Raw genomic sequence first — 19862 nt, 5'->3', positions numbered from 1 at the left:
CCGTGGCCGCGACCATGGGCCATTTCGCCACGCTCTCGCAGGAAGTGGCCCGGGTATCCGCCATCTGCGCCAAGATGCGCGTCGCTTCCATGGAAACGGTGCGTTCCAAGCAGGTCCGCTGCTTCGAGCTGCTCGACAGCCTCATGGCCGACTCCCTGGCCTCGGCCCAGAAAGGGAAGCTTGAGGCCGAAGCCCAGGCCAACAGGGCCTCGATCATGTCCGTCACGGGCATCGGCATCGGCGTGGCTCTGGCGGTGCTGCTCGGGCTTTTCATCTCGCGCATGATCACAAAGCCCGTGCTCCTCGGGGTGCAGGCGGCCGAGGGCCTGGCCGCGGGCGACCTCAACCAGCGCATCGACCTGGACCAGAAGGACGAAATCGGCGCCCTGGCCGCCGCCCTGCGCCACATGATCGCCAAGCTGCGGGAAGTGGTCGGCCAGGTCCAGTCCGGGGCGGAAAACGTGGCCTCGGGCTCGGAGGAGCTCTCGGCCACGACCCAGAGCCTGTCCCAGGGCGCGACGGAACAGGCGGCCAGCGTCGAGGAAATCTCCTCGTCCATGGAGGAGATGGCCGCCAACATCCGCCAGAACGCGGACAACGCCAAGCAGACCGAGCAGATCGCCCTGAGCACGGCCAGGGATGCCCAAAGCGGCGGCCAGGCCGTGGCCCAGACCGTCACGGCCATGAAGCAGATCGCGGAAAAGATCGGCATCATCGAGGAGATCGCGCGCCAGACCAACCTGCTGGCCTTAAACGCCGCCATCGAGGCGGCCCGGGCCGGCGAGCACGGCAAGGGCTTCGCCGTGGTGGCCGCGGAGGTAAGGAAGCTCGCCGAGCGCAGCGGCAACGCCGCCGGCGAAATCAGCGAACTGTCCTCCTCCAGCGTGGAGATCGCCGAAAAGGCCGGGGAGCTGCTGGCCAAGATCGTGCCCGACATCCAGCGCACGGCCGAACTGATCCAGGAGATCGCGGCCAGCAGCGTGGAGCAGAATGCCGGGGCCGAGCAGGTCAACAGAGCCATCCAACAGCTCGACCAGGTGGTGCAGCAAAACGCCTCGGCTTCCGAGGAGATGGCCTCCACGGCCGAAGAGCTCTCGAGCCAGGCCCTGCAGCTTCAGGAAACCATTTCCTACTTCCGCCTGGACGCCATGAGGGTCCGTCGCCAGGCAGCGCCGCCCAAGGCCCTGGCCGCGGCCAAGGCTCCGGGCAAGGCCACGGCCAAGCCGGCCCCCGCCCGCCCGGTCCGACCGGCCAAGGGCGGCGTGTCCGTCAACCTCGGCGCCGACATGTCGGACGACGATTTCGAGCGGTTCTAGTGCTGCATCCCTGAAAAAATACGATAGTATTTTTTCAGAAAAATATAGCAACTAAAGCATGTTGCCCGCGGAATGCGTATGCACGCATTGCGCGGACGCGACACTCGGGATGTCGGGACGAGGAATCCGGCCCGGTCACGGGCCAGACCAGTGCTTCCCTCCCGGACTTGACGCCCACGCCCACCGCCCCTTTGTGGAGGTACAGGGCGTGGGCCCAGGCCGGGTCGTAGGCGCTGGTGGTGGCCGACCAGTAGACGTCGCCCACGGCCTCGAAGGGATGCCCGGCGGGCAGGGCCGGCCCGAACCGGCCGGCGTCCACCAAGGATTCCAGTTCGTTGACGTCCGGCAGCCGCCAGCCGCCGCCCCGGTAGCCTCCAGCCACGTCGAGGGCTTCCTGCCAGGAGGCCGGCCCCGGGGCCGCGTCGGCCCGGGAGGCCCAGACGAGGCCCGTGAGCCGGTCGAGCACCCCCTCCCCTTTCCCGCCCGCCGCGGCGAAGCGCGGCCGCGGCCAGGCCAGGCCGGAACGCACCGCGCCGTCCTGTCCGGTACCCGGGCAGACGATTTCGCTCCCAAGCGCGTCCCGGCACCAGTCCTGTCCGGTGCGCGGCAGCAGGCACTCGCCGGCCACGGGCCAGCACAGGCAGTCCTGGTCCTTTTTCCCGTAGAACATCCTGCCGCCCTCGAGGTGCACGTACCAGGCGTAGGCCGGCGCGGGCGCGGCCGTGGTGGATGTCCAGTGCCAGCCGGAAAAGACGTTGCGGAAGGGATGTCCCTGGGGCAGGGCGGGGCGGGCTTGGCCGTAGGAAACGAGGCTGCGCAGTTCCCGGCGGTTGGGCAGGCGCCAGTCGGCGCGGCCGAGAAGGCCCTGCGCCGCCAGGCGGGCGCAGGTTTCGAGAGCCTCGGCCCAGGGCATGGGGAACCCGGCGAGGCCGGCGTCCACGGGCCAGACGAGCCCGGTGGCGGCATCGCGGACGAGCTCCTCGCCGAGGGGAAGAAAGCGCACGGCCAGGCTCGCGGCAGGATGGGGAAAAGCGGCGTCCTGACCGCTGCCCGGGCAGGGAATCTCCCGGCCGGCGGCGTCGTGGCAGCGCGACTGCCCGGTCGGCGGCACCGGCGGCATGGAGGCGACGGGGGACTTCATGGCGCTTGGAAAGCCCGGACGGCGCGGCTCAGCCCTCGACGAAGCCCCGGCTGGCGGCGATGTCCCAGCTCAGACGGGCGGCGTCGCGTACCAGGGGCGCGCACAGCGTATGGAAGCGGCGTTCCCGGTTGGCCAGTTCCAGGCCCTCGGGAGTGGACGGGTCGCAGCCGATGAGGTCGCGGCACAGGATCGAGCCGTGCAGTTCGACGAAGCGGGCGTAGAAGGACTTGGTCCGGGCGTAGGTGGCCGCCTTGGCCGCCGCGCCGCCCGGCCCGCCGCCCCCGCCGTACAGGCCCAGGGCCATGACCGCGCCGGAGACCGCGCCGCACACGCCGCCCCGGGCCATGCCCACGCCGAATCCCGTGGCCAGGCGCACGGCCAGGGAGGCCTCCAGGCCGCTTGGCCCGCCAAGGGCCAGCAGCACGGACTGGCAGCAGTTGTAGCCGGCCGCGAAATGGCCGACCGCCACGCTTCCCGCATCGGTCATGGTCGTCCTCCCCTGCCTGGAACGGCGGAAAACAGCACCTGCGACCGGAGTAACCCGGGCGCAGGCACGGATGCAAGAAGGGAAAGCCAAAGGCGCGCCCGCCCCCGGGGGAACGGGTCGACGACGGGAGGGGGCTACAGGGGGGAAACGGCGATGTGGTCGGCTTCGTTGTTGCGAAGCGTCAAGGTGAAGTCGCGGAGCCGCAGGGCCACGGGATCCTTGAGCGGGGCGCGGCCGACGATTTCCACGTCGGTTCCGGGCACGAGCCCCATGTCGCGCAGCCGCCGGCCCAATTCGCCCTGCGCCTCCACCCGGCAGATGCGGGCCTTCTGCCCGACCTGCAACTGCCGCATGCCGATGCACGCCGCCGTGGCTTCCTGGTTCATGCCGACTCCTTGGGAAAAAGGGGAAAAAACGCTCCCGGCCGCATGGGACCGGCGAGGCGACGGAGGAAATCAGGCCACCCGAGAGACAGGCTCCTCGGCGGGCTGGGCAAGACGGCCCATGACCTTTTCGGCCAGCCCGTGCCCGATGGACATGCACGCCCCCCTGGCCCGCAGGCAGACCGGCCCGCCGCAACCGGCGGTGATCTCGACCACGGTGCCGGGCGTGATGCCCATGGCGCACAGCCGGCCCCGGACCTTGGGGCAATCGCACAAGGCTTCCACGCGCACGCGGCTTCCGGGAGGAAAATGGGCGAGGCTTTCGAGGGGGGACATGGATCTCGCTCCTTGCATGGCCCCACTTCTAGCCACATTGAGAATGATTGTCAAGCTCCCTCTCGACAAATCCATCCCTGCCCTAGCCGCTTCCCGTGCGCTTGAGGGCGAAGGTCAGGGCCAGGGACACGGCGGCCAGGAGCCCGGAGAGGATGCCGGCGCGCTGGAAGTCTCCCGAAAACACGGCGTTGTAGATCTCCAGGGAGACCGTGTTGGTGCGGCCGATGATGTCGCCGCCAAGAAGCAGGCTCACGCCCACCTCGCCCAGGGCCCGGCCCGTGGCCAGGAACATGCCGGCGGCGATGCTTTTCTTGCAATGGGGCAGCACCACCCGCACGAAGGTGGTCAAAGGCGACTTGCCGAGCACGGCCGAGAGCTCGACCAGGCGCATGAGCTCGCCCCGCACCGCCGCCTGCACCGGCCGCACCATGAGCGGGATGCCGGCCACCACGGCGGCCAGGGCCAGCCCGGGAAAGCCGAAGATGATGTCGAGTCCGAAAAGCCGCTGGGCGACGATCCCGAAGGGGCCGTTGCGGCCAAGGAGCAGCAGCAGGAAAAAGCCCACGGCCATGGGCGGCAGAACCAGCGGCAGGGAGACCAGGAAGTCCAGGGCGGCCAGCCACCGGCCGCGCCCCCGGCCGAGCAGATAGCCGAGGGGCGCGCCGATGAGGAAAAAGGCGGGCACCGCGACGGCCATGACCCGAAGCGTCAGCCTGACGGAAAAAAGGACGTCAGGGTCGGTGGCCGCCGCGAGAAGCGATGGATCGGGCAAAGGCTACATCCCGTGCTTTTCGGCGATTGCCCGGGCCGGCGGCGTGGCCAGGAAGGCGGCGAACTTCTTGGCCGTGTCGGCGTGGGGCGCGCCGGTCATGGTGACGGCCACGATCTCGATGGGCGCGTACTGGGACGGGTCCACCTCCAGGAAGCCGCCGATGGCGTCGCCGAGCCCCATGACGTCGGTGCGGTTGACGAAGCCGGCGTCGACCTCGCCGCTCAGGACATAGGCGGTGACTTGCGGCACGGTGGCCACGACGAGCAGCTTGTCGGCCACGGCCGCCTTCAGGCCGGCCTTTTCCAGGTACTGGCTGGCGGCCTTGCCGTAGATGGCCTTCTGCGGATCGGGCATGGCCAGGCGCTTGACCTCGGGTTTGGCCACGTCGGCCGGGGCGGCGAGCTTCTTGCCCTTGGGCCAGGCCACCACCAGGATGCCCTTGCCGATGGGGGCTACGCCGTCGAAATTGAGCCCCGCCCCGTCCAGGAAGCCCTTTTCGCCCACGATCACGTCGATGACCCCGCCGGCCTTGGCCTGGGTCGTCACCTGGCCCATGTTGCCGAAGGACAGCTCGGGCTTGATGCCGCTTTGCTTCTCGAAGGCCTCGGCCAGGTCGGTGACGAGTTTCTTGTAGCCCGCGCCGGCGGCCACGACCAGGGTCTCGGCCAGGGCGCTGCCGGTCAGGCACAGCACCAGGGTCAGGGTCAGGACAATGCGTCGCATGGGCGTTCCTCCTTCAAGGCGGGTTTCGGGGGACCGTCGCCGCAGCGGGCGATGAGGGCGTCGCGCTCCTCGCGGTACAGGGCGAGCTGCCGGACGAACCAGTCCTGGTCGATCCTCCCCCGGTTGATGGTCACGACCGTGTCGCCGAGGATGGCGGCCTCGGCCAGGTCGTGGGTCACGTGCACGATGGGGATGGCGAAGCGCTCCCGCACGGCGAGGAGTTCGTCGCGAAGGGCGGCGCGGGTGGCGGCGTCGAGGGCGGAAAAGGGTTCGTCGAGGAGCAGGGCCTTGGGCCGGCGGGCCAGGGCCTGGCAGATGGCCCCGCGCTGGCGCTCGCCGCCGGACATGGCCCCTGGCCGGCTGCCGGACAGGTGGGCGATGCCGAAAAGCTCAAGCAGTCTGGCGGCGAAGGCGGCGTCGCTCGTGGCGTAAGCCACGTTTTGGGCCAGGGTCATGTGGGGAAACAGGGAATATTCCTGGAAGACCAGGCCCACGCCGCGTCGCCGGGCGCTGACGCGCGCGCCGACGACGGTGTCGCGCCAGACCTCGCCACCCAGGGCGATGCGGCCGGCGTCCGGGTCGTCCAGGCCGGCGAGCAGGCGCAACAGCGTGGTCTTGCCCGAGCCCGACGGCCCTGTCACGGCCAGGATCTCCCCGGCCGGACAAGCGATCTCCACGTCCAGGACGAAATGGGGAAGCTTTTTCGTCAGGCGCGCGGCCAGGCCCATCCTCACGGGGCTCCGTTTTCGGCTATGGCGGCAAGGAGCCTGGCCAGCTCCACGGGCACGGTGATCTGGGGGCAGTGGCCGCTTTTGATCTCGTGCATGGCGAAGCCCAGCCCCCGGGCGCGCTCGGCCATGGCCGCCAGCATGGGGTTGGGGTTTTGCAGGCAGCGGACGTAGTGCTTCTTGGCCGGAAACGCCAGCTCCCCGCCGGGAACGGGGTCGGTGAAGGCGGCCATGGGGAACGGGGTCAGCCGGGACATGAACCAGTCCTCGTCGGACGCGCCGGCGACGCCGAACATGGCCGGCTGCCACGGGGACACCAGCCAGCCGTCCAGGCGACGCGACTCGAGCAGGGCCGTGAACGGCTCGCCGCCCAGCGCCGCGAAGGAAAGCCCGGGCTTGGGGATGATGCCCTCGACATAGATCGTGGCCGCCAGGCGGGGCAGCATCTGCGGCATGGCCGCGGCGCACACGATGCCCGAATAGCTGTGGGCCACGAGGATGACCTCGCGCAGGTCGAAAAGCTCCAGGTAGGAGGCCAGCTCCTGCGCGTACACGGCCAGGCCGAGTTCCCTGGTCATGACTTCGCGGTGATGCCCGCAGCCGGAAAACGTGGGAGCGTGGACCGCATGCCCCAGAGGCAAAAGCGCCCCGGCCATGTTCTTAAACACCCAGCCGCCCTGAAACGCGCCGTGCACGCAAACGAACGTGGCCATGCCGCCATCCTCCCCGGCCGCGCCGCTTCCCCGTCGGGAGGCCGCGCCGCCATGCCATGGATTGCCGATCTCTGGCGTCGCGACGCGACGGCCGTCGACCGAAACTCGACGTTACTCACAATCACGCGCATTGGATTTTGCGTGACAATAACCATTTCTTATGAGCAATACCGCAGATACGCTTGCAAAGACAACAGTGTCACGTCATCACAACTATTCGTGATACACCCTCTATATTCTTTACAACACAACAGTCATCCGTTAGTAACGCGTATCATGAGTACCTTCGAAGAAAATCTTCTGGACAGGATCGCCCGCCTCGACACGCCTTCCCTGGAACGCCTGCTCGAGCACGCCGAGGCTCTGCTTTCCCAGAAAACGGACAGGCCGTTGCGACGGCACCATCCGGGTTCGGGACCGTGCCAGGCGGCCATGTTCAAGGTGCCCCACGACATCCGCCATCTGGACACGGAGCAGATCGACCGCCTCAGCGCCGCCTTCGACGCCTGGCGCGACGCGGCGCGCACCTCGCCCATCCGGCGGGCGCGCGAGCGCATGCGCCTGGTCTACCTCATGCTGCGGCACAGCGGCGGCAAGCTCGGGGAAGTGCTGGCGCTTAACGAGAACAGCGACATCGACATGGGCCAGTCCACGGTGACGCTCGGCGGCGGCAAGCCCGACGAGACCGCCCGCAAGGTCATCGTGCCCAAGGCCTTCCTGGAGGAGGTGCGCCGGTTCGCGGCCAGCCCGGCCAACCGCCACATGCGCGGCGAACTGTTCCGCCTCGACCCCGGCTTCGTGCGCCGCAAGCTCTACGAACAGGCCGTCAAGGCCGGCCTGCCGCCCGGGCGCGTCAGTCCCACGTCCCTGCGACACTCGCGGGCCGTGGAACTGCTGCGCGGCGGCGTGCCCCTGCCCGTGGTCCAGGTCATGCTCGGCCATTCGAGCCTGGTGCTCACCTCCATCTATTGCTCCTTTTCCGAACAGGACTGCCAGCGCATCCTCAACCACTGTGTGACCAAGGAGAGCCGCGTGAAGACCAGCGCCCGCAACACGTTTTTCGGCGCCGTCAGCAGCGTGCGGAAAAGCCCGCTGCTGACCGAGATTTCCCTTGCGGTGCAAAACGGCTTCGAGGTCGTGGCCGTCATCACCAACGAAAGCTACGAGCGCCTGGGGCTCACCGAGGGCGCGCAAGTGACGGCCCTGGTCAAGGCTCCCTGGGTGCTGCTCGGCAAGGACGAGCACAAGGCCCGCACCAGCGCCCGCAACTGCTTCCCGGGCAAGGTCACGGGCATCCGCGGCGACGGCGTGGCCGTGGAGATCATGGGCATGCTCAACGGCGGCACGCCCATGTGCGCGCTGATCACGGCCGAGTCCGTGGAATCCCTCGACATCAAGGAAGGCGACATGGTCTGGTTCTTCTTCAAGGCCTTCAGCGTCATCCTGAGCACCGATTAGGCAGACCCGCATCCGCGCCAATCCACGGTCGCACGGGTCCCTCCCCCGACGGCTGCCATGCCCGCCTCCAGGCGGCAAAACGCCGACGGCCCGTCCAGGCAAGCCTGGCCGGGCCGTCGGTCTTTACTGCCCCCCCGGTCCCCCAAAGGACCGGCAGGCCGTCATTCCACGTCGGGACAGGCCTTGAGGGCCTCGGCGATGTGGGCCTCGGGATAGGCGAAGTCCGTGAGCTTGCCCTGCATGAAGGCGTCGTAGGAGGCCAGATCGAGCAGGCCGTGGCCGGAATAGAGGAAGACCACGTTCTCGCCGGGCTTGGCCCGCTTGGCCGTCTCGATGGCCCCCTTGATCGCATGGGAGGTCTCCGGCGCGGGCAGGAAGCCCTCGGTGCGCAGGAACAGCCGGGCCGCGTCGAAGCACTCGGTCTGGAAGTAGGCCGTGGCATCCACGAGCCCCTCGTTGGCCAGATTGCACACGATGGGCGCGCCGCCGTGATAGCGCAGCCCGCCGGCGTGGATGGGGGCGGGCATGAAGGCGTGCCCCAGGGTGTGCATCTTGAGCAGCGGCGTGAGCTTGGCCACGTCGCCGTAGTCGTAGCGGAACTGGCCGCGCGTGAGCGTCGGGCAGGCTTTGGGCTCCACGGCGATGAAGCGGATGTTCTCGCCGGCGAGCTTTCGCGGCAGAAACGGCAGCACCAGCCCGGCGAAGTTGCTGCCCCCGCCCACGCAGCCGACCAGGTAATCGGGCTTTTCCCCGATCATGGCCAGCTGCTTCTCCATTTCCAGGCCGATGACGGTCTGGTGGTGCAGCACGTGGTTGAGCACGCTGCCGAGCGCGTATTTGGTGTCGTCGTGGGTGGCGGCGTCCTCCACGGCCTCGGAGATGGCCAGGCCCAGGGAACCGGTGCAGTCCGGGTCGGCGGCCAGCACGGCCCGTCCGGTCTGCGTGTTCTCCGAGGGCGAGGCGAAGATCTCGCCGCCGTAGGCGTTGATCAGGATCCGGCGGTAGGGCTTCTGGTTGTAGCTCACCTTGACCATGTACACGGTGCAGTCGAGGCCGAGCTGGGAGCAGGCGAAGGCGAGCGCCGTGCCCCACTGCCCCGCGCCGGTCTCGGTGGCGATGCGGCGCACGCCCTCCCGCTTGTTGTAGTAGGCCTGCGGCACGGCGGTGTTGGGCTTGTGGGAGCCGGCCGGGGACACGGATTCGTTCTTATAGAAGATCTTGCACTTGACGCCGAGGGCTTCTTCGAGCCGCCTGGCCCGCACCAGGGGCGTGGGCCGGAAGAGCCGGTAGATGTCCAGCACCGGCTCGGGGATGTCGAGCCAGCGCACGGGCGAGAGCTCCTGCTCGATGACGGCTTTGGGGAAGATGACCTCCAACTGCTGCGGGGACAGGGGCTGCTTGGTCTGGGGATCGAGCGGCGGAGCCAGCGGCGTGGGCAGGTCGGGCAGGGCGTTGTACCACTGCCGGGGCATTTCCGATTCGGGAAGATTGATGCGGCACTCCATGCGGTTCTCCGGATGCGTTTGGTATTCCGGGACGCGACACGGCCCTTGTCGGCCAAGGCCTGCCCGCGACGCCGGCATGCAATGAAAAAGCCTTACATCCCGAAGCGGTTTTTCACAACCACGGCCGCGCGGGCAGCCGAAGCGGTCTTTGCCTTTGGCCGCCGTTGCGGCTATCCTGGCGCAACTTCCCCAAAAGGACCGCCCCCATGAAACGACTGGCCGCCGCCCTTCTCCTTCTCCTCGCCCTGGCCCTGCCGGCCGCCGCCGGCGAGATCACCGTCTTCGCCGCCGCCAGCCTCACCAACGCCGTCGAAGCCATGCGCGCCGGCTTCGAGCGCAGCCACCCGGGCCTCATGCTCACGCCCACCTTCGCCGCCTCGGGCGCGCTGTTGCAGCGCATGGCGGGTGGCCAGGCCTGCGACGTATTCATCAGCGCCGACGACGCCACCATGGACGCGGCCGTAGACCGCCGCCGGGTCGACGCGGCCACACGGCGCGTCGTGGCCGGCAACAGCCTGGTCCTGGCCGTGCCGGCCGGCAACCCGGCAAAGGTCGCCGGACTTGACTCCCTGTCGCTTGGCGGCGTGCGGCGCGTGGCCGTGGGCAATCCCGAGTCCGTGCCGGCCGGGCGCTACGCCAAGCGCGCCCTGCAAGACAAGGCCCTGTGGTTCGCCCTGACCTCCAAGCTCGTGTATTACCCCTCGGTGCGCCACGTCCTGGCGGCGCTGACGGCCAGGGAATGCGACGCCGGCTTCGTGTACGCCACGGACGCGGCCATCGCCGGAAACGCCGTGGCCGTGGCCGCCGTGGTGCCCACTGCGCCGCCCGTGACCTACAGCGGGGCCGTGGCGGCTAATACGCCCGATCCCAAGGGCGCGGCCGCCTTCCTGGACTTCCTGGCCACGCCCGAAGCCCGCGAGGTGCTGGCCCGCTACGGCTTCACCGCGCCCTGACGGAGCCTTGCCTACAGTTCCGGAGCGAAATTCGGGACCAGGCAGACGATGACCAGGGGCTCCCCGCCCGTGTTCTCGATGTGGTGCTCGACGTCGGCCGGGATCAGCAGCACGTTGCCGGGGCCGATGTCCGTCCAGGCCCCGTCGCGCAGGATGCGGCCGCGCCCGGCATGGATGAACTGCTCGTGCTCCCAGGGATGCGTGTGGGGCGGGATGACGCCGCCCGGGGCGACCTCGATGACGCGCATGCAGAAATTGTCCGCGCCGTCGGCCTTGCCGAGGACCACGCGGCCGGTGACGCCATGCATGGCGGCCGAGGTCAGCTCGCGGGGCGCGACCTCGCGGTAGTCGATGATCTTCATGGGACGCTCCTTGGGCATGAGGATTGCGGCGGGCGTCCTGGCCTCGCCCGCCTGCCCCGGTGTACGAACTTCGCTCCGCACCGTCCAGACGCCGTCCGGTTTCCGGCGACGCTTCCCTTTCCGCCAGGCTTTGGCTAGCATGGGACAACGCCCCTTGCGCGCCCGGAGATCTTCATGCCCTTGATTTGCTTCCGCCTCGTCCCGGCCCTGTGCCTCGCCGTCGCCCTGGCCGCCTGCGCTCCCGCGACCAAGTCCGCTCCCCCCGCCGCTTCGGCCAAGACCGCCGCCGGCAAGACGCCCCCGGCCCAGTCGTCGAACCAGGCCTCGCCCACTACGCAGCGAAACGGCTTCCGCGTGGTCATGGGCAAGCCCCTGCCGGATCAGGCCGCGCCGGCCCCGGCCCCAGGCCAGCCGGCGACGCCGGGCCAGACTCCCGCGCCGGTCGCCGGCCAGCCGACGACGCCGGGCCAGATCCCTGGCCCGATTCCCGCACCCGCGCCGCCGTCCCCGGCGGCCGTCCAGCCCCTGGCCCCGGGCCAGGGCGCGCCGGCGCTCGGGGCGACGCCCCCGGACGGGTCCGCCGCGCCGGCCGGTCAGCCCACCGGCTTCGGCGGCCTGACCTTCGGCGATTCGTCCAAGTCCCGGCCCGGCCTGGCTTTCCACGAAGCGGAAAAAGGCGCGGACGTGGTCACCTGCATCTGGCCCCAAGGCCCCAGGGACGTCTTCGGCGCGCCCATCCGCGAGGCCTTCTACGAATTCTACAAGGACCGCTTCTACCACGTCTGGATCGAATTCGACGGCATGGCCGCCTACAAGACGGCCCTGGAGGGGCTCGTGCGCGCCTACGGCCCGCCGACCAAGGAAGTGCCCGAGAAGTACTACCACGCCTGGTCCCTGGGCGACGTCAACGTCTACTGCGCCTTCCACCCGGTCGAGAACGAAGGGGACGTGAGCTTTTTCTACCAGCCCATCTACGAACCCATGATGGCCGAACGGGCCAAGGCGGCCAAGGCCGGCAAGGCCGCCCCGAGGAGCAGAAAGCCATGACCGCCAGGCAAGCCTACGACAACCTCGCCGCCCACGGCCGGGAAAGCGCCGACCTGGCTGCCGCCCTGAGCCTTCTGTCCTGGGACCAGCAGGTCATGCTGCCCCCGGCCGCCCATCCCGGCCGGGCCGCCCAGATCGGGGCGCTGACCGCCGTCATGCACCGCCGGGGCACGGACCCACGCCTGGGCGAATGGCTGGCCGCCTGTGAAGGCTCGGAGCTGACCCGCGACCCGGCCACGCCCGAGGCGGCCAACATCCACGGCTGGCGGCGCGACTACGACCTGACCGTCAAGATCCCCGAGGACCTGGCCGTGGCCCTGGCCCAGGCGGCCAGCGCCGGGCAGCGGGCCTGGGAACTGGCGCGGAGAAACAACGATTTCAAGGCGTTCGCGCCGCACCTTCAAGCGTTACTCGAACTTTCCCGGCGCAAGGCCGAGGCCCTGGGCTACGCCGGCGAAGCCTACGACGCCCTGCTCGACGGTTTCGAGCCCGGCGAGACCGCGGCCAGCGTGGCCCCGATTCTGGCCGAACTGCGCGACGCCACGCGGGCGTTCGTCGCCGCCGCCAAGGACGCCCCGGCCCCCCGCGCCCTGCCCCAAGGCCCCTATCCCCTGGAGGCGCAGCAGGCCTTCCTCGGCGAGATCACGCGCCTGATCGGCCTGCCGCCCGAGGCCTCGCGCCTGGACGTGTCGGCCCATCCCTTCTCGACGCTCATCGGCCCGGCCGACGCCCGCATCACCGTGCGTTACGACGCGGCGGACTTCACCAAGGCGCTGTTCGGGGCGGTGCATGAGACCGGACACGCCCTCTACAGCCTGGGCCACGACCCCGGCGACGCCCGCCACGGCACGCCCATGGGCGAATACGTTTCGCTTGCCGTGCACGAATCCCAGTCGCGGCTGTGGGAGAACCAGGTGGCCCGCTCCCTTCCCTTCTGGGAGCACGTGCTGCCCCTGGCCGCCGACCGGTTCGCGGCGCTGGCCGGCTTCTCGCCGCGCGAGGCGTACGCCGCCGTGGGCGCGATCCGGCCGGGGCTCATCCGGGTGGACGCCGACGAGACGACCTACAACCCGCACATCGTGCTGCGCTTCGAGCTGGAGTTGGCCCTGGTCCGCGGCGACCTCGCCGTGGCCGATCTGCCCGGGGCCTGGAACGAGAAGTCCCGTGACATCCTCGGCGTCACGCCGCCAAGCGACGCCGTCGGCTGCCTGCAGGACGTGCACTGGTCCATGGGCGCGTTCGGCTATTTTCCCACCTACAGCCTGGGCAACGTCTACGCCGCCTGCCTGTTCGAGGCGGCGCGCAGCGCCCTGCCGGACCTCGACGCCTCCATGGCCCAGGGCGATTTCGCGCCGCTGCTCGCCTGGCTTCGCGCCAACATCCACGAAAAGGGCCGGCTGCTTGCTCCCCGCGACCTCGTCGCCGCGGCCACGGGCCAAGCCCCCACGGCGGGCCCCCTCATCCGACACCTGCAAGCCAAGGCCCGGGCCATCTACGGCATCTGAGCCGACGCCCGGCCAGGGCCCCGGAACGCGCGCGCAAGAGCGCCCACCCGGGGCCCTGGCGCGGGATAACCGTTTTTTAATGAAAAAACGGCATCTTCCCGAAATTCGCTTCTTGCCCCCCCGTTCGTTTACGATTATTAAACGCCTCGTTTCACAATGTGAAACGGGCCGGGAGCGCTGGGAGGCCGCTTCCGTCCCCGGGCGTCCCTGCCGGGGCGAACCTTCTCAATTTCCACTTCTATCACGGAGTGTTGCCAGTAAAAGCCGGCAGTTAGGCCGGCCTATGGCATGGATCATGCTGCCCGAAGCGACCGTTGGGGGACGGATTTTTCGCCGAGGGTTTCGTATCACTTTTTCAAACGGGGAGAACTCATGCGACGCGTATTGTTCCTAGCCATCGTGCTGTGCCTGATCGGGCCAAAAACGGCGCTGCCGGCCAAGAATCCCGGGAAGCTCGCCGTCAAGGCCGCCATGGTCACGGAATACGGCTCCGGCCGGGTTCTCTACACCCAGGACGAGGACAAACGCATCGCTCCGGCTTCGGTCACCAAGGTCATGACCATGTATCTGGTCTTCGACCTCATCTCCTCGGGCCAGGCCAGCCTGGCGGACAAGGTCAAGGTGAGCCGCCGGGCCGACGCCACGGGCGGATCCACCATGAACCTGCGCGCCGGCGAGGTCGTCACCCTCGACGAACTCATGCGCGGCATGGCCGTGGCCTCGGGCAACGACGCCGCCGTGGCCGTGGCCGAGCACTTCGGCGGCGTGCCCCAGTGGGTGGACCGCATGAACCGCAAGGCCCGCGAACTGGGCATGACCAGCACCACCTTCAAGACCCCCAACGGCCTGCCCGCCCCCGGCCAGCTGACCACCGCCCGAGACCTCACGAAGCTGGCCACCAGCTACCTGCGCCACTATCCCCAGGCCCTGCGCTACCACTCCACCACGGAAATCAACCACCGGGGCGCGGTCCACGGCAACACCAACCGCCTGCTCGGCGTGTGCGAGGGCGTGGACGGCATCAAGACCGGCTACGTCGGCTCCAGCGGCTACAACATCATCGCCACGGCCAAGCGCGGCGACACCCGCGTCATCGCCGTGATCCTGGGCGGGCGCACCAAGCAGGCACGCAACCGCGAGACCGAGCGCATTTTGAACGCCTCCTTCTCCGGCGCGGTGAACACCATGCTGGCCGCCACCGACAGTCCGGCCCCCAGCGACGACTCCCCCGCCCCGGCCAAGATCAAGCGGAGCAAATCCGGTCGCCACGCCAAGGCCCTGCGCGTGGCCGAGGCCGACCACCGCTCCAAGGTCAGCGCCAAACGCGGCGCTTCCGCCCGCATCGACGCCCACGACGCCAGCGTCAAGAAGTCCCACCACAAGGGCTCGTCCAAGGTCACGGCGGAGAAATCCGGCAAGTCCTCCTCCCGGGCCAAGTCCAAGTCGCACAAGAAGTCCGGCGCTTCCGGCCGCTAGCGCGCCGGTCCGCCGCTCCCCCTGTCCCCCCGCGCCGCCGCTCCCCGGAAAGCGTCCGGGAAGCGGCCAAGGCCAGCCGGCGCGCCGCACCTTCCCGCCAGCCATGGCGACTTCGCGTTTTCCCGCCAGGCAAAGACGGCGCGCGACAAGGCGCGATGCATATTCATCCCCCTTTCGCCCACGCAACAGTCCGTCCGCAATCATCACGCCGCTTCGACTTGGCGAACAGTCACATTCCATTTCAAAAGATCGTGACAGCATCAAAGAATTTCTGACAGCATTGACCCCAGCGAATCCCGGCGACTATCATAGGTTGTTCTCCTAACCACCAACCAGGAGTAGCCCATGAAAGTCAGCGCCAGAAACCTCATCCCCGGCAAGGTCAAGGCCATCACCAACGGCATGGTCAGCAGCGAAGTGGTCGTCGAGATCGCTCCCGGCGTGGCCATCACCTCGGTCATCACCAAGCATTCCGTCGAGGACATGGGCCTCAAGGAAGGCGACGCGGTCAAGGCCATGATCAAGGCCTCGAGCGTGATGCTCGTCACGGACTAGCCTTTCCGTAGCCACGGCACGGTTCGCCAATACGCCCCCGCCGGCCCGGCCCCGCTGCCCACGGGACCGGGCCGGCGTTTTCGCGTCGCGGCCCGGCCGCCTCCTCCTTGCCAGCCCCCGCGCCGAGGTGGCACTCTCCGGCCGAGCCGCATCCGGCGGCCTGGGAGACGCCCGTGAAGCATGCCGTCCCGTCCTTGGCCTTGGCCCTGTGTCTCGCCGCCTGCCTCGTCCCTGCCCGGGGGACGGCCGGGTCGCGCGCCGTGTTCGAGGCCGTGTCCGACGCAGCCACCCGGCAGGTCGATGCGGCCGAGAAGAAATCCGGCCGGGTGAGCGCCCCGGACCGTTCCCCGCCCGAGGCGACCGCCGCCCCGGAACTGCCGCCGCTGCCGCCGTCGCAAACCGGCTCCATCCGCCGCGTGGACACCCACGGCGTCAAGCTCGTCGCCCTGACCTTCGACCTGTGCGAGCTGGCCGACCAGGTTTCCGGCTACGACGGCGCGGTGGTGGAGGCCCTTCGCGCCGCCGGGGCCAAAGCTACCTTCTTCGCCGGCGGCAAATGGATGCGTTCCCATCCCAGGCGGGCCATGGAGCTCATGGCCGACCCCCTGTTCGAGGTCGGCAGCCACGCCTGGACCCACGGCAACTTCGGCCGCCTGGACGACGCGGGCATGGTGCGGGAAATCGCCTGGGCCCAGGCCGAATACGCCCTGCTGCGGGAACGCCTCGCCCGCCTGGCCCGGGAAAAGGGCGTTTCGGAGGCGGACATCGCCGCCATCCCCCCGGCGCCGACGATCTTCCGCTTCCCCTACGGCCGTTGCCGGCCCGAGGCCCTGTCCCTGCTCGCCGCCATGGGCATCCGCGCCGTGCAGTGGAGCCTGACCGTGGGCGACCCCGATCCGGCCGCCACGCCCGCCCGCATCCTGGAAAACGTGCTGCCCCGCGTCCGCCCGGGCGACATCGTCGTCGGCCATGCCAACGGCTTCGGCCACGGCACGGGCGAGGCCCTGCCGCGGCTGCTGGCCGCGCTTTCCGGACAGGGCTACAGGTTCGTGACGATAAGCGAACTGCTCGCCGCCGGCCGGGCCGTGGCTTCCTCGGACTGCTACGACTCCCATCCCGGGGACACGGCCCGCTACGACGCGATCTTCGGCGACGGCACGCTGCATCCGCACCGGGTTAAAGGCTCAGGGGAAAAGCCTCCGGCGGCCAAAGGGCTTTCGCCCTCTGGACTCCCCTGACGCTTGCGGCCGCGGCGAATGCGCAGCCGAAGGAACGACTTTCACCCTAGCGGGGAGGTCCAGGAGGGGGGCACCCCCTCCTGGCCGCCGGAGGCATCTCCCCTCCTCCTCTCCCTACTGCCCTGCCGGGCTGACAGCTTCGCGGCGGTAGTGGGTGATGGAGGCGACCTTGGAGTCCTTGCCCGCCTCGAGGTATTTGACGATCATGGTGTTCTTTCCGGTCACCTGGCCGATGTAGACGCCGTCGTCGTCGGCCAGGTAGATCTTGTTGCCGTCGAGCACGCCGAGGACCGTTTCCTTGGCCTTGGCCGAGGCCTTGACGCCGGAGAAATTCGGCCCGTCCTGCTTGTCGATGGTGAGCGTCCAGTCCACGTGCAGGAACTGCGGCGCTTCGGCGGCGTCGGCGTGGCCAAGCTTGCCCATGGCCACGGAGTCCGACGTCCCCTTCCACACGCCCGTGACGTCGGGCACGGTCTTGTCCCTTTTTTCCTTGTGCTCCCTGGCCAGGGCCGGCACGGCGAAAAGGATCAGGCAGACGAGGCAGAATACGGGCAGCGCGACGCGGATGCGGACCATGGGACCCTCCGTTGCTCGGTTGGCGGCCGGCCCCGGCGGCGCCACGCGGCGCGGGGCCGGGATACGGACCGGTTGAGGCAATGATCTGCGCCAGGATGTAGGAAAAAGGAGCCGACATGACAACCGCCGCAGCACCCATTCTCATCGCCAGGGGAACAAGCGACTGCCTGCTTTTCCCGGCCATGGCCAACCGCCACGGCCTGGTGGCCGGAGCCACGGGCACGGGCAAGACCGTCACCCTGCGCGTCCTGGCCGAGGCTTTCTCCAACCTCGGCGTGCCGGTCTTTCTGGCCGACGTCAAAGGCGACTTATCGGGCCTGGCCGCGCCCGGGGGCGACAACCCCAAGATCGCGGCCCGGGCCAAGGAACTGGGAATCGCGCTTTCGCCCCGGGCCTGTCCCGTGACCTTCTGGGACGTCTTCGGCAAGGAGGGGCATCCGTTGCGGGCCACGGTGTCCCAGCTCGGGCCGCTGCTGTTCGCCCGCCTGCTCGGACTCAACGAAACGCAGGCCGGTGTGCTGGAGATCGTCTTCCGCGTGGCCGACGACGCCGGCATGCTGCTGCTCGACCTCAAGGACCTGCGGGCCATGACCGCCCATGTGGGGGAAAACGCGGCCGCGTACCGCACGCGCTACGGCAACGTGTCCGCCGCCTCGGTGGGAGCCATCCAGCGGGGGCTGCTCTCCCTGGAGGGCCAGGGCGGCGAGGCCTTTTTCGGCGAGCCGGCGCTTGACCCCGACGACCTGCTCCAGACCGACGCCGACGGCCGGGGCGTGGTCAACATCCTGTGCGCCAGGACGCTTTTCTCCTCGCCCAAGGTCTACGCCGTGCTGCTTTTGTGGCTGCTGGCCGAGCTTTTCGAGAACCTGCCCGAGGTGGGCGACCCGGAAAAGCCCAAGCTGGTCTTTTTCTTCGACGAGGCCCACCTGCTCTTCGACGACGCCCCGCCGGCGCTGCTGGAAAAAATCGAGCTCACGGTGCGGCTCATCCGTTCCAAGGGCGTGGGAATCTACTTCGTCACCCAGTCGCCGCTGGACCTGCCCGACGCCGTGCTCGGCCAGCTCGGCAACCGGGTGCAGCACGCCCTTCGCGCCTTCACCCCGCGCGACCAAAAGGCCGTGGCCGCCGCGGCCGGGACGTTCCGGCAAAATCCCGCCTTCGACGCCGAAGCGGCGCTCACGGAGCTGGGCGTGGGCGAGGCCCTGGTCTCCTGCCTGGACGGGCGCGGCCAGCCGGGCGTGGTCGCGCGCGCCCTGGTCGTGCCGCCGGCCAGCCGCCTGGAGCCGCTCTCCGAGGCCGAGCGGCAGGCGGTGGTGCGCGCCTCGCCGCTTTTCGGCCACTACGAGCAGGCCGTCGACCGGGAATCGGCCTACGAGCTGCTCAAATCCCGGGCCGAGACCCGCGCGGACCAGGCCGAACCACGAAAGGACAAGCCGTCCCAGGCCGAAAAGCTCGTCATGGGCATGGCCCAAAGCGCCCTGCGCTCCATCGGCGCCCAGATCGGCCGCCAGATCGCCCGGGGCGTCCTGGGCGCGATTTTCGGCGGCTCGCGGAGATGAACAGTGCATAATCATTCTTTTCAATACAAAGCGCTGCGTGAGACACTTGCAATATTCAGCAACTACAACTTATTAGAGCATCAAGTCTCTCCTCATCTCCTTCAAACATCTTTCGATATAAACAGACTTCGACATAAATTTATCATGAAGATAACTAGGCCAAGAATCTAACACAAATCTGCAAATATCGAGTGCTGTAATATATTTATTACTGCGAATACAAACATTTACAAATTGAAACATTCCTGTCGTAACATTTTGTCTTGAAACTGAATTCAACTTGCTAATGTCACTTATTTTTTTTACATGAGTGAACAATAGCATGCCATACTTTTTATAAATATCCTCAAAATAGGTCCGAATAGCCGAGTTGTTTAACCTATATTCATCATCAGATATCTCGCCATATCTATACTGAGCCTTCAGCGCTTCTTTTTCTTGAATTGCATCGATGCAAATATATGTCAACAAAAGCCCACTAAGCTCCAGATAAAAGCTATGGCTGATATTTTTCACAACATCTTTTTGAGCCATAAAATCTGACAATATTTGGATTGATTTTTTATAGTCATCTATAGCCCAGCTATATGTCGCATACATTTTCACAAAATTTGGATCAGTATTAAATTTATGATCAAATTCTCTGAAAACCTTGACAGCTTCTTCTTTCTTCCCTCTTGAATTAAACAAAAAGTCTGACAAGTTTAGTAGTGCAGTAATTTTTATATCATCGGGACTTGATGTACGAAATAAAATATGCCTAAAGAGGCTGACAACTTCTTGTTCAGACTTTGAATATCTCGCTGCACAAGCATTCAAAAACAACGCATGTTCATTATCCAACTTTCTATCGCTTGTGATATTCTTTAACCGCGCTGAGACGCTTCTTCTAAAATTCATACTCCTTCTTTCATAACAATTAACCATTTTTTGCAACACATCTTTCGAATAAACCCTAAAAAAGTCATCCTCCAATATTTCTATTATTTTAAGTTTCTCAAGCTCCTTTATCCCTTGAAAAAACTTATC

Annotated in this window: 21 protein-coding genes; 9 read left to right on the top strand and 12 right to left on the bottom strand. The window is 67.4% G+C overall.

Going from position 1 to position 19862, the window contains the following annotated elements; all coding sequences use genetic code 11:
- Positions 1-1316 (top strand): methyl-accepting chemotaxis protein (locus Q1K70_RS19555; protein ID WP_300163482.1); only part of this gene is annotated, 1316 nt, incomplete at its 5' end.
- Between the two features lie 34 nt (positions 1317-1350).
- On the opposite strand, the gene Q1K70_RS19550 is transcribed toward Q1K70_RS19555, so the two are convergent.
- From Q1K70_RS19550 to Q1K70_RS19515, 8 genes are all read right to left on the bottom strand, one after another.
- Positions 1351-2457, bottom strand: a complete 1107-nt coding sequence (locus Q1K70_RS19550) for a DUF1566 domain-containing protein (RefSeq protein WP_300163479.1) — start codon at positions 2455-2457, stop codon at positions 1351-1353.
- Between the two features lie 28 nt (positions 2458-2485).
- Entirely contained in the window at positions 2486-2944 is a 459-nt protein-coding gene (locus Q1K70_RS19545) for a C-GCAxxG-C-C family protein (protein WP_300163476.1), read from the bottom strand.
- A gap of 134 nt (positions 2945-3078) precedes the next feature.
- The gene (locus Q1K70_RS19540; protein ID WP_300163473.1) at positions 3079-3330 is read right to left on the bottom strand and encodes a FeoA family protein; all 252 of its coding nucleotides are present in this window, start codon (positions 3328-3330) and stop codon (positions 3079-3081) included.
- A 69-nt stretch (positions 3331-3399) separates the two neighbouring features.
- Positions 3400-3663 (bottom strand): FeoA family protein, encoded by a 264-nt coding sequence (locus Q1K70_RS19535; protein ID WP_300163470.1) that lies wholly within the window; start codon positions 3661-3663, stop codon positions 3400-3402.
- 82 nt (positions 3664-3745) lie between these two features.
- On the bottom strand, positions 3746-4435 hold the full coding sequence (locus Q1K70_RS19530) for an ABC transporter permease subunit (RefSeq protein WP_300163468.1): 690 nt from the start codon (positions 4433-4435) through the stop codon (positions 3746-3748).
- 3 nt (positions 4436-4438) lie between these two features.
- Entirely contained in the window at positions 4439-5158 is a 720-nt protein-coding gene (gene modA / locus Q1K70_RS19525) for a molybdate ABC transporter substrate-binding protein (RefSeq protein ID WP_300163466.1), read from the bottom strand.
- Positions 5140-5886 carry an ATP-binding cassette domain-containing protein gene (locus tag Q1K70_RS19520; RefSeq protein WP_300163485.1) on the bottom strand — a complete coding sequence of 249 codons (747 nt, stop codon included), beginning with the start codon at positions 5884-5886 and terminating at the stop codon, positions 5140-5142. Before Q1K70_RS19520 ends, modA (Q1K70_RS19525) begins: the two co-directional genes overlap by 19 nt.
- Positions 5887-5888: 2 nt before the next feature.
- Positions 5889-6599 (bottom strand): alpha/beta hydrolase, encoded by a 711-nt coding sequence (locus Q1K70_RS19515; RefSeq protein ID WP_300163464.1) that lies wholly within the window; start codon positions 6597-6599, stop codon positions 5889-5891.
- Between the two features lie 276 nt (positions 6600-6875).
- Between Q1K70_RS19515 and Q1K70_RS19510 the strand changes: the two genes are divergently transcribed.
- A complete protein-coding gene (locus Q1K70_RS19510) occupies positions 6876-8057 on the top strand; it encodes a TOBE domain-containing protein (protein WP_300163462.1) in 1182 nt (393 codons plus the stop codon).
- 161 nt (positions 8058-8218) lie between these two features.
- Here the strand turns inward: Q1K70_RS19510 and Q1K70_RS19505 are convergent, their stop codons facing one another.
- Complete coding sequence (locus Q1K70_RS19505) at positions 8219-9562, bottom strand: TrpB-like pyridoxal phosphate-dependent enzyme (RefSeq protein WP_300163459.1); 1344 nt, start codon at positions 9560-9562, stop codon at positions 8219-8221.
- Positions 9563-9768: 206 nt separating this feature from the next.
- Here Q1K70_RS19505 and modA (Q1K70_RS19500) point away from each other — a divergent pair, with 206 nt between their 5' ends.
- Entirely contained in the window at positions 9769-10515 is a 747-nt protein-coding gene (modA, locus tag Q1K70_RS19500) for a molybdate ABC transporter substrate-binding protein (protein WP_300163456.1), read from the top strand.
- An 11-nt stretch (positions 10516-10526) separates the two neighbouring features.
- Here the strand turns inward: modA (Q1K70_RS19500) and Q1K70_RS19495 are convergent, their stop codons facing one another.
- A complete protein-coding gene (locus tag Q1K70_RS19495) occupies positions 10527-10877 on the bottom strand; it encodes a cupin domain-containing protein (RefSeq protein WP_300163453.1) in 351 nt (116 codons plus the stop codon).
- A gap of 174 nt (positions 10878-11051) precedes the next feature.
- On the opposite strand from Q1K70_RS19495, the gene Q1K70_RS19490 reads away from it, so the two are divergent.
- The 5 genes from Q1K70_RS19490 (at position 11052) to Q1K70_RS19470 (ending at position 16698) form a co-directional block, all read left to right on the top strand.
- Complete coding sequence (locus Q1K70_RS19490) at positions 11052-11924, top strand: hypothetical protein (RefSeq protein WP_300163450.1); 873 nt, start codon at positions 11052-11054, stop codon at positions 11922-11924.
- The gene (locus Q1K70_RS19485; protein ID WP_300163447.1) at positions 11921-13429 is read left to right on the top strand and encodes a carboxypeptidase M32; all 1509 of its coding nucleotides are present in this window, start codon (positions 11921-11923) and stop codon (positions 13427-13429) included. Before Q1K70_RS19490 ends, Q1K70_RS19485 begins: the two co-directional genes overlap by 4 nt.
- Before the next feature lie 372 nt (positions 13430-13801).
- Complete coding sequence (locus Q1K70_RS19480; protein WP_300163444.1) at positions 13802-14905, top strand: D-alanyl-D-alanine carboxypeptidase family protein; 1104 nt, start codon at positions 13802-13804, stop codon at positions 14903-14905.
- 345 nt (positions 14906-15250) lie between these two features.
- Complete coding sequence (locus Q1K70_RS19475) at positions 15251-15460, top strand: TOBE domain-containing protein (protein ID WP_300163441.1); 210 nt, start codon at positions 15251-15253, stop codon at positions 15458-15460.
- A gap of 173 nt (positions 15461-15633) precedes the next feature.
- Positions 15634-16698 (top strand): polysaccharide deacetylase family protein, encoded by a 1065-nt coding sequence (locus tag Q1K70_RS19470; RefSeq protein WP_300163438.1) that lies wholly within the window; start codon positions 15634-15636, stop codon positions 16696-16698.
- Between the two features lie 114 nt (positions 16699-16812).
- On the opposite strand, the gene Q1K70_RS19465 is transcribed toward Q1K70_RS19470, so the two are convergent.
- Complete coding sequence (locus Q1K70_RS19465) at positions 16813-17274, bottom strand: hypothetical protein (RefSeq protein WP_300163435.1); 462 nt, start codon at positions 17272-17274, stop codon at positions 16813-16815.
- A gap of 116 nt (positions 17275-17390) precedes the next feature.
- Between Q1K70_RS19465 and Q1K70_RS19460 the strand changes: the two genes are divergently transcribed.
- Positions 17391-18833 (top strand): helicase HerA-like domain-containing protein, encoded by a 1443-nt coding sequence (locus Q1K70_RS19460; protein WP_300163432.1) that lies wholly within the window; start codon positions 17391-17393, stop codon positions 18831-18833.
- Between the two features lie 72 nt (positions 18834-18905).
- On the opposite strand, the gene Q1K70_RS19455 is transcribed toward Q1K70_RS19460, so the two are convergent.
- A partial coding sequence (locus Q1K70_RS19455) for a hypothetical protein (RefSeq protein WP_300163430.1) occupies positions 18906-19862 on the bottom strand: 957 nt, incomplete at its 5' end.

The organism is Solidesulfovibrio sp., assembly GCF_029978005.1.
Taxonomy (GTDB): domain Bacteria; phylum Desulfobacterota; class Desulfovibrionia; order Desulfovibrionales; family Desulfovibrionaceae; genus Solidesulfovibrio.
The sequence above is the reverse complement of the archived record's forward strand: the minus strand, read 5'-3'. Positions and strand labels throughout refer to the sequence as shown.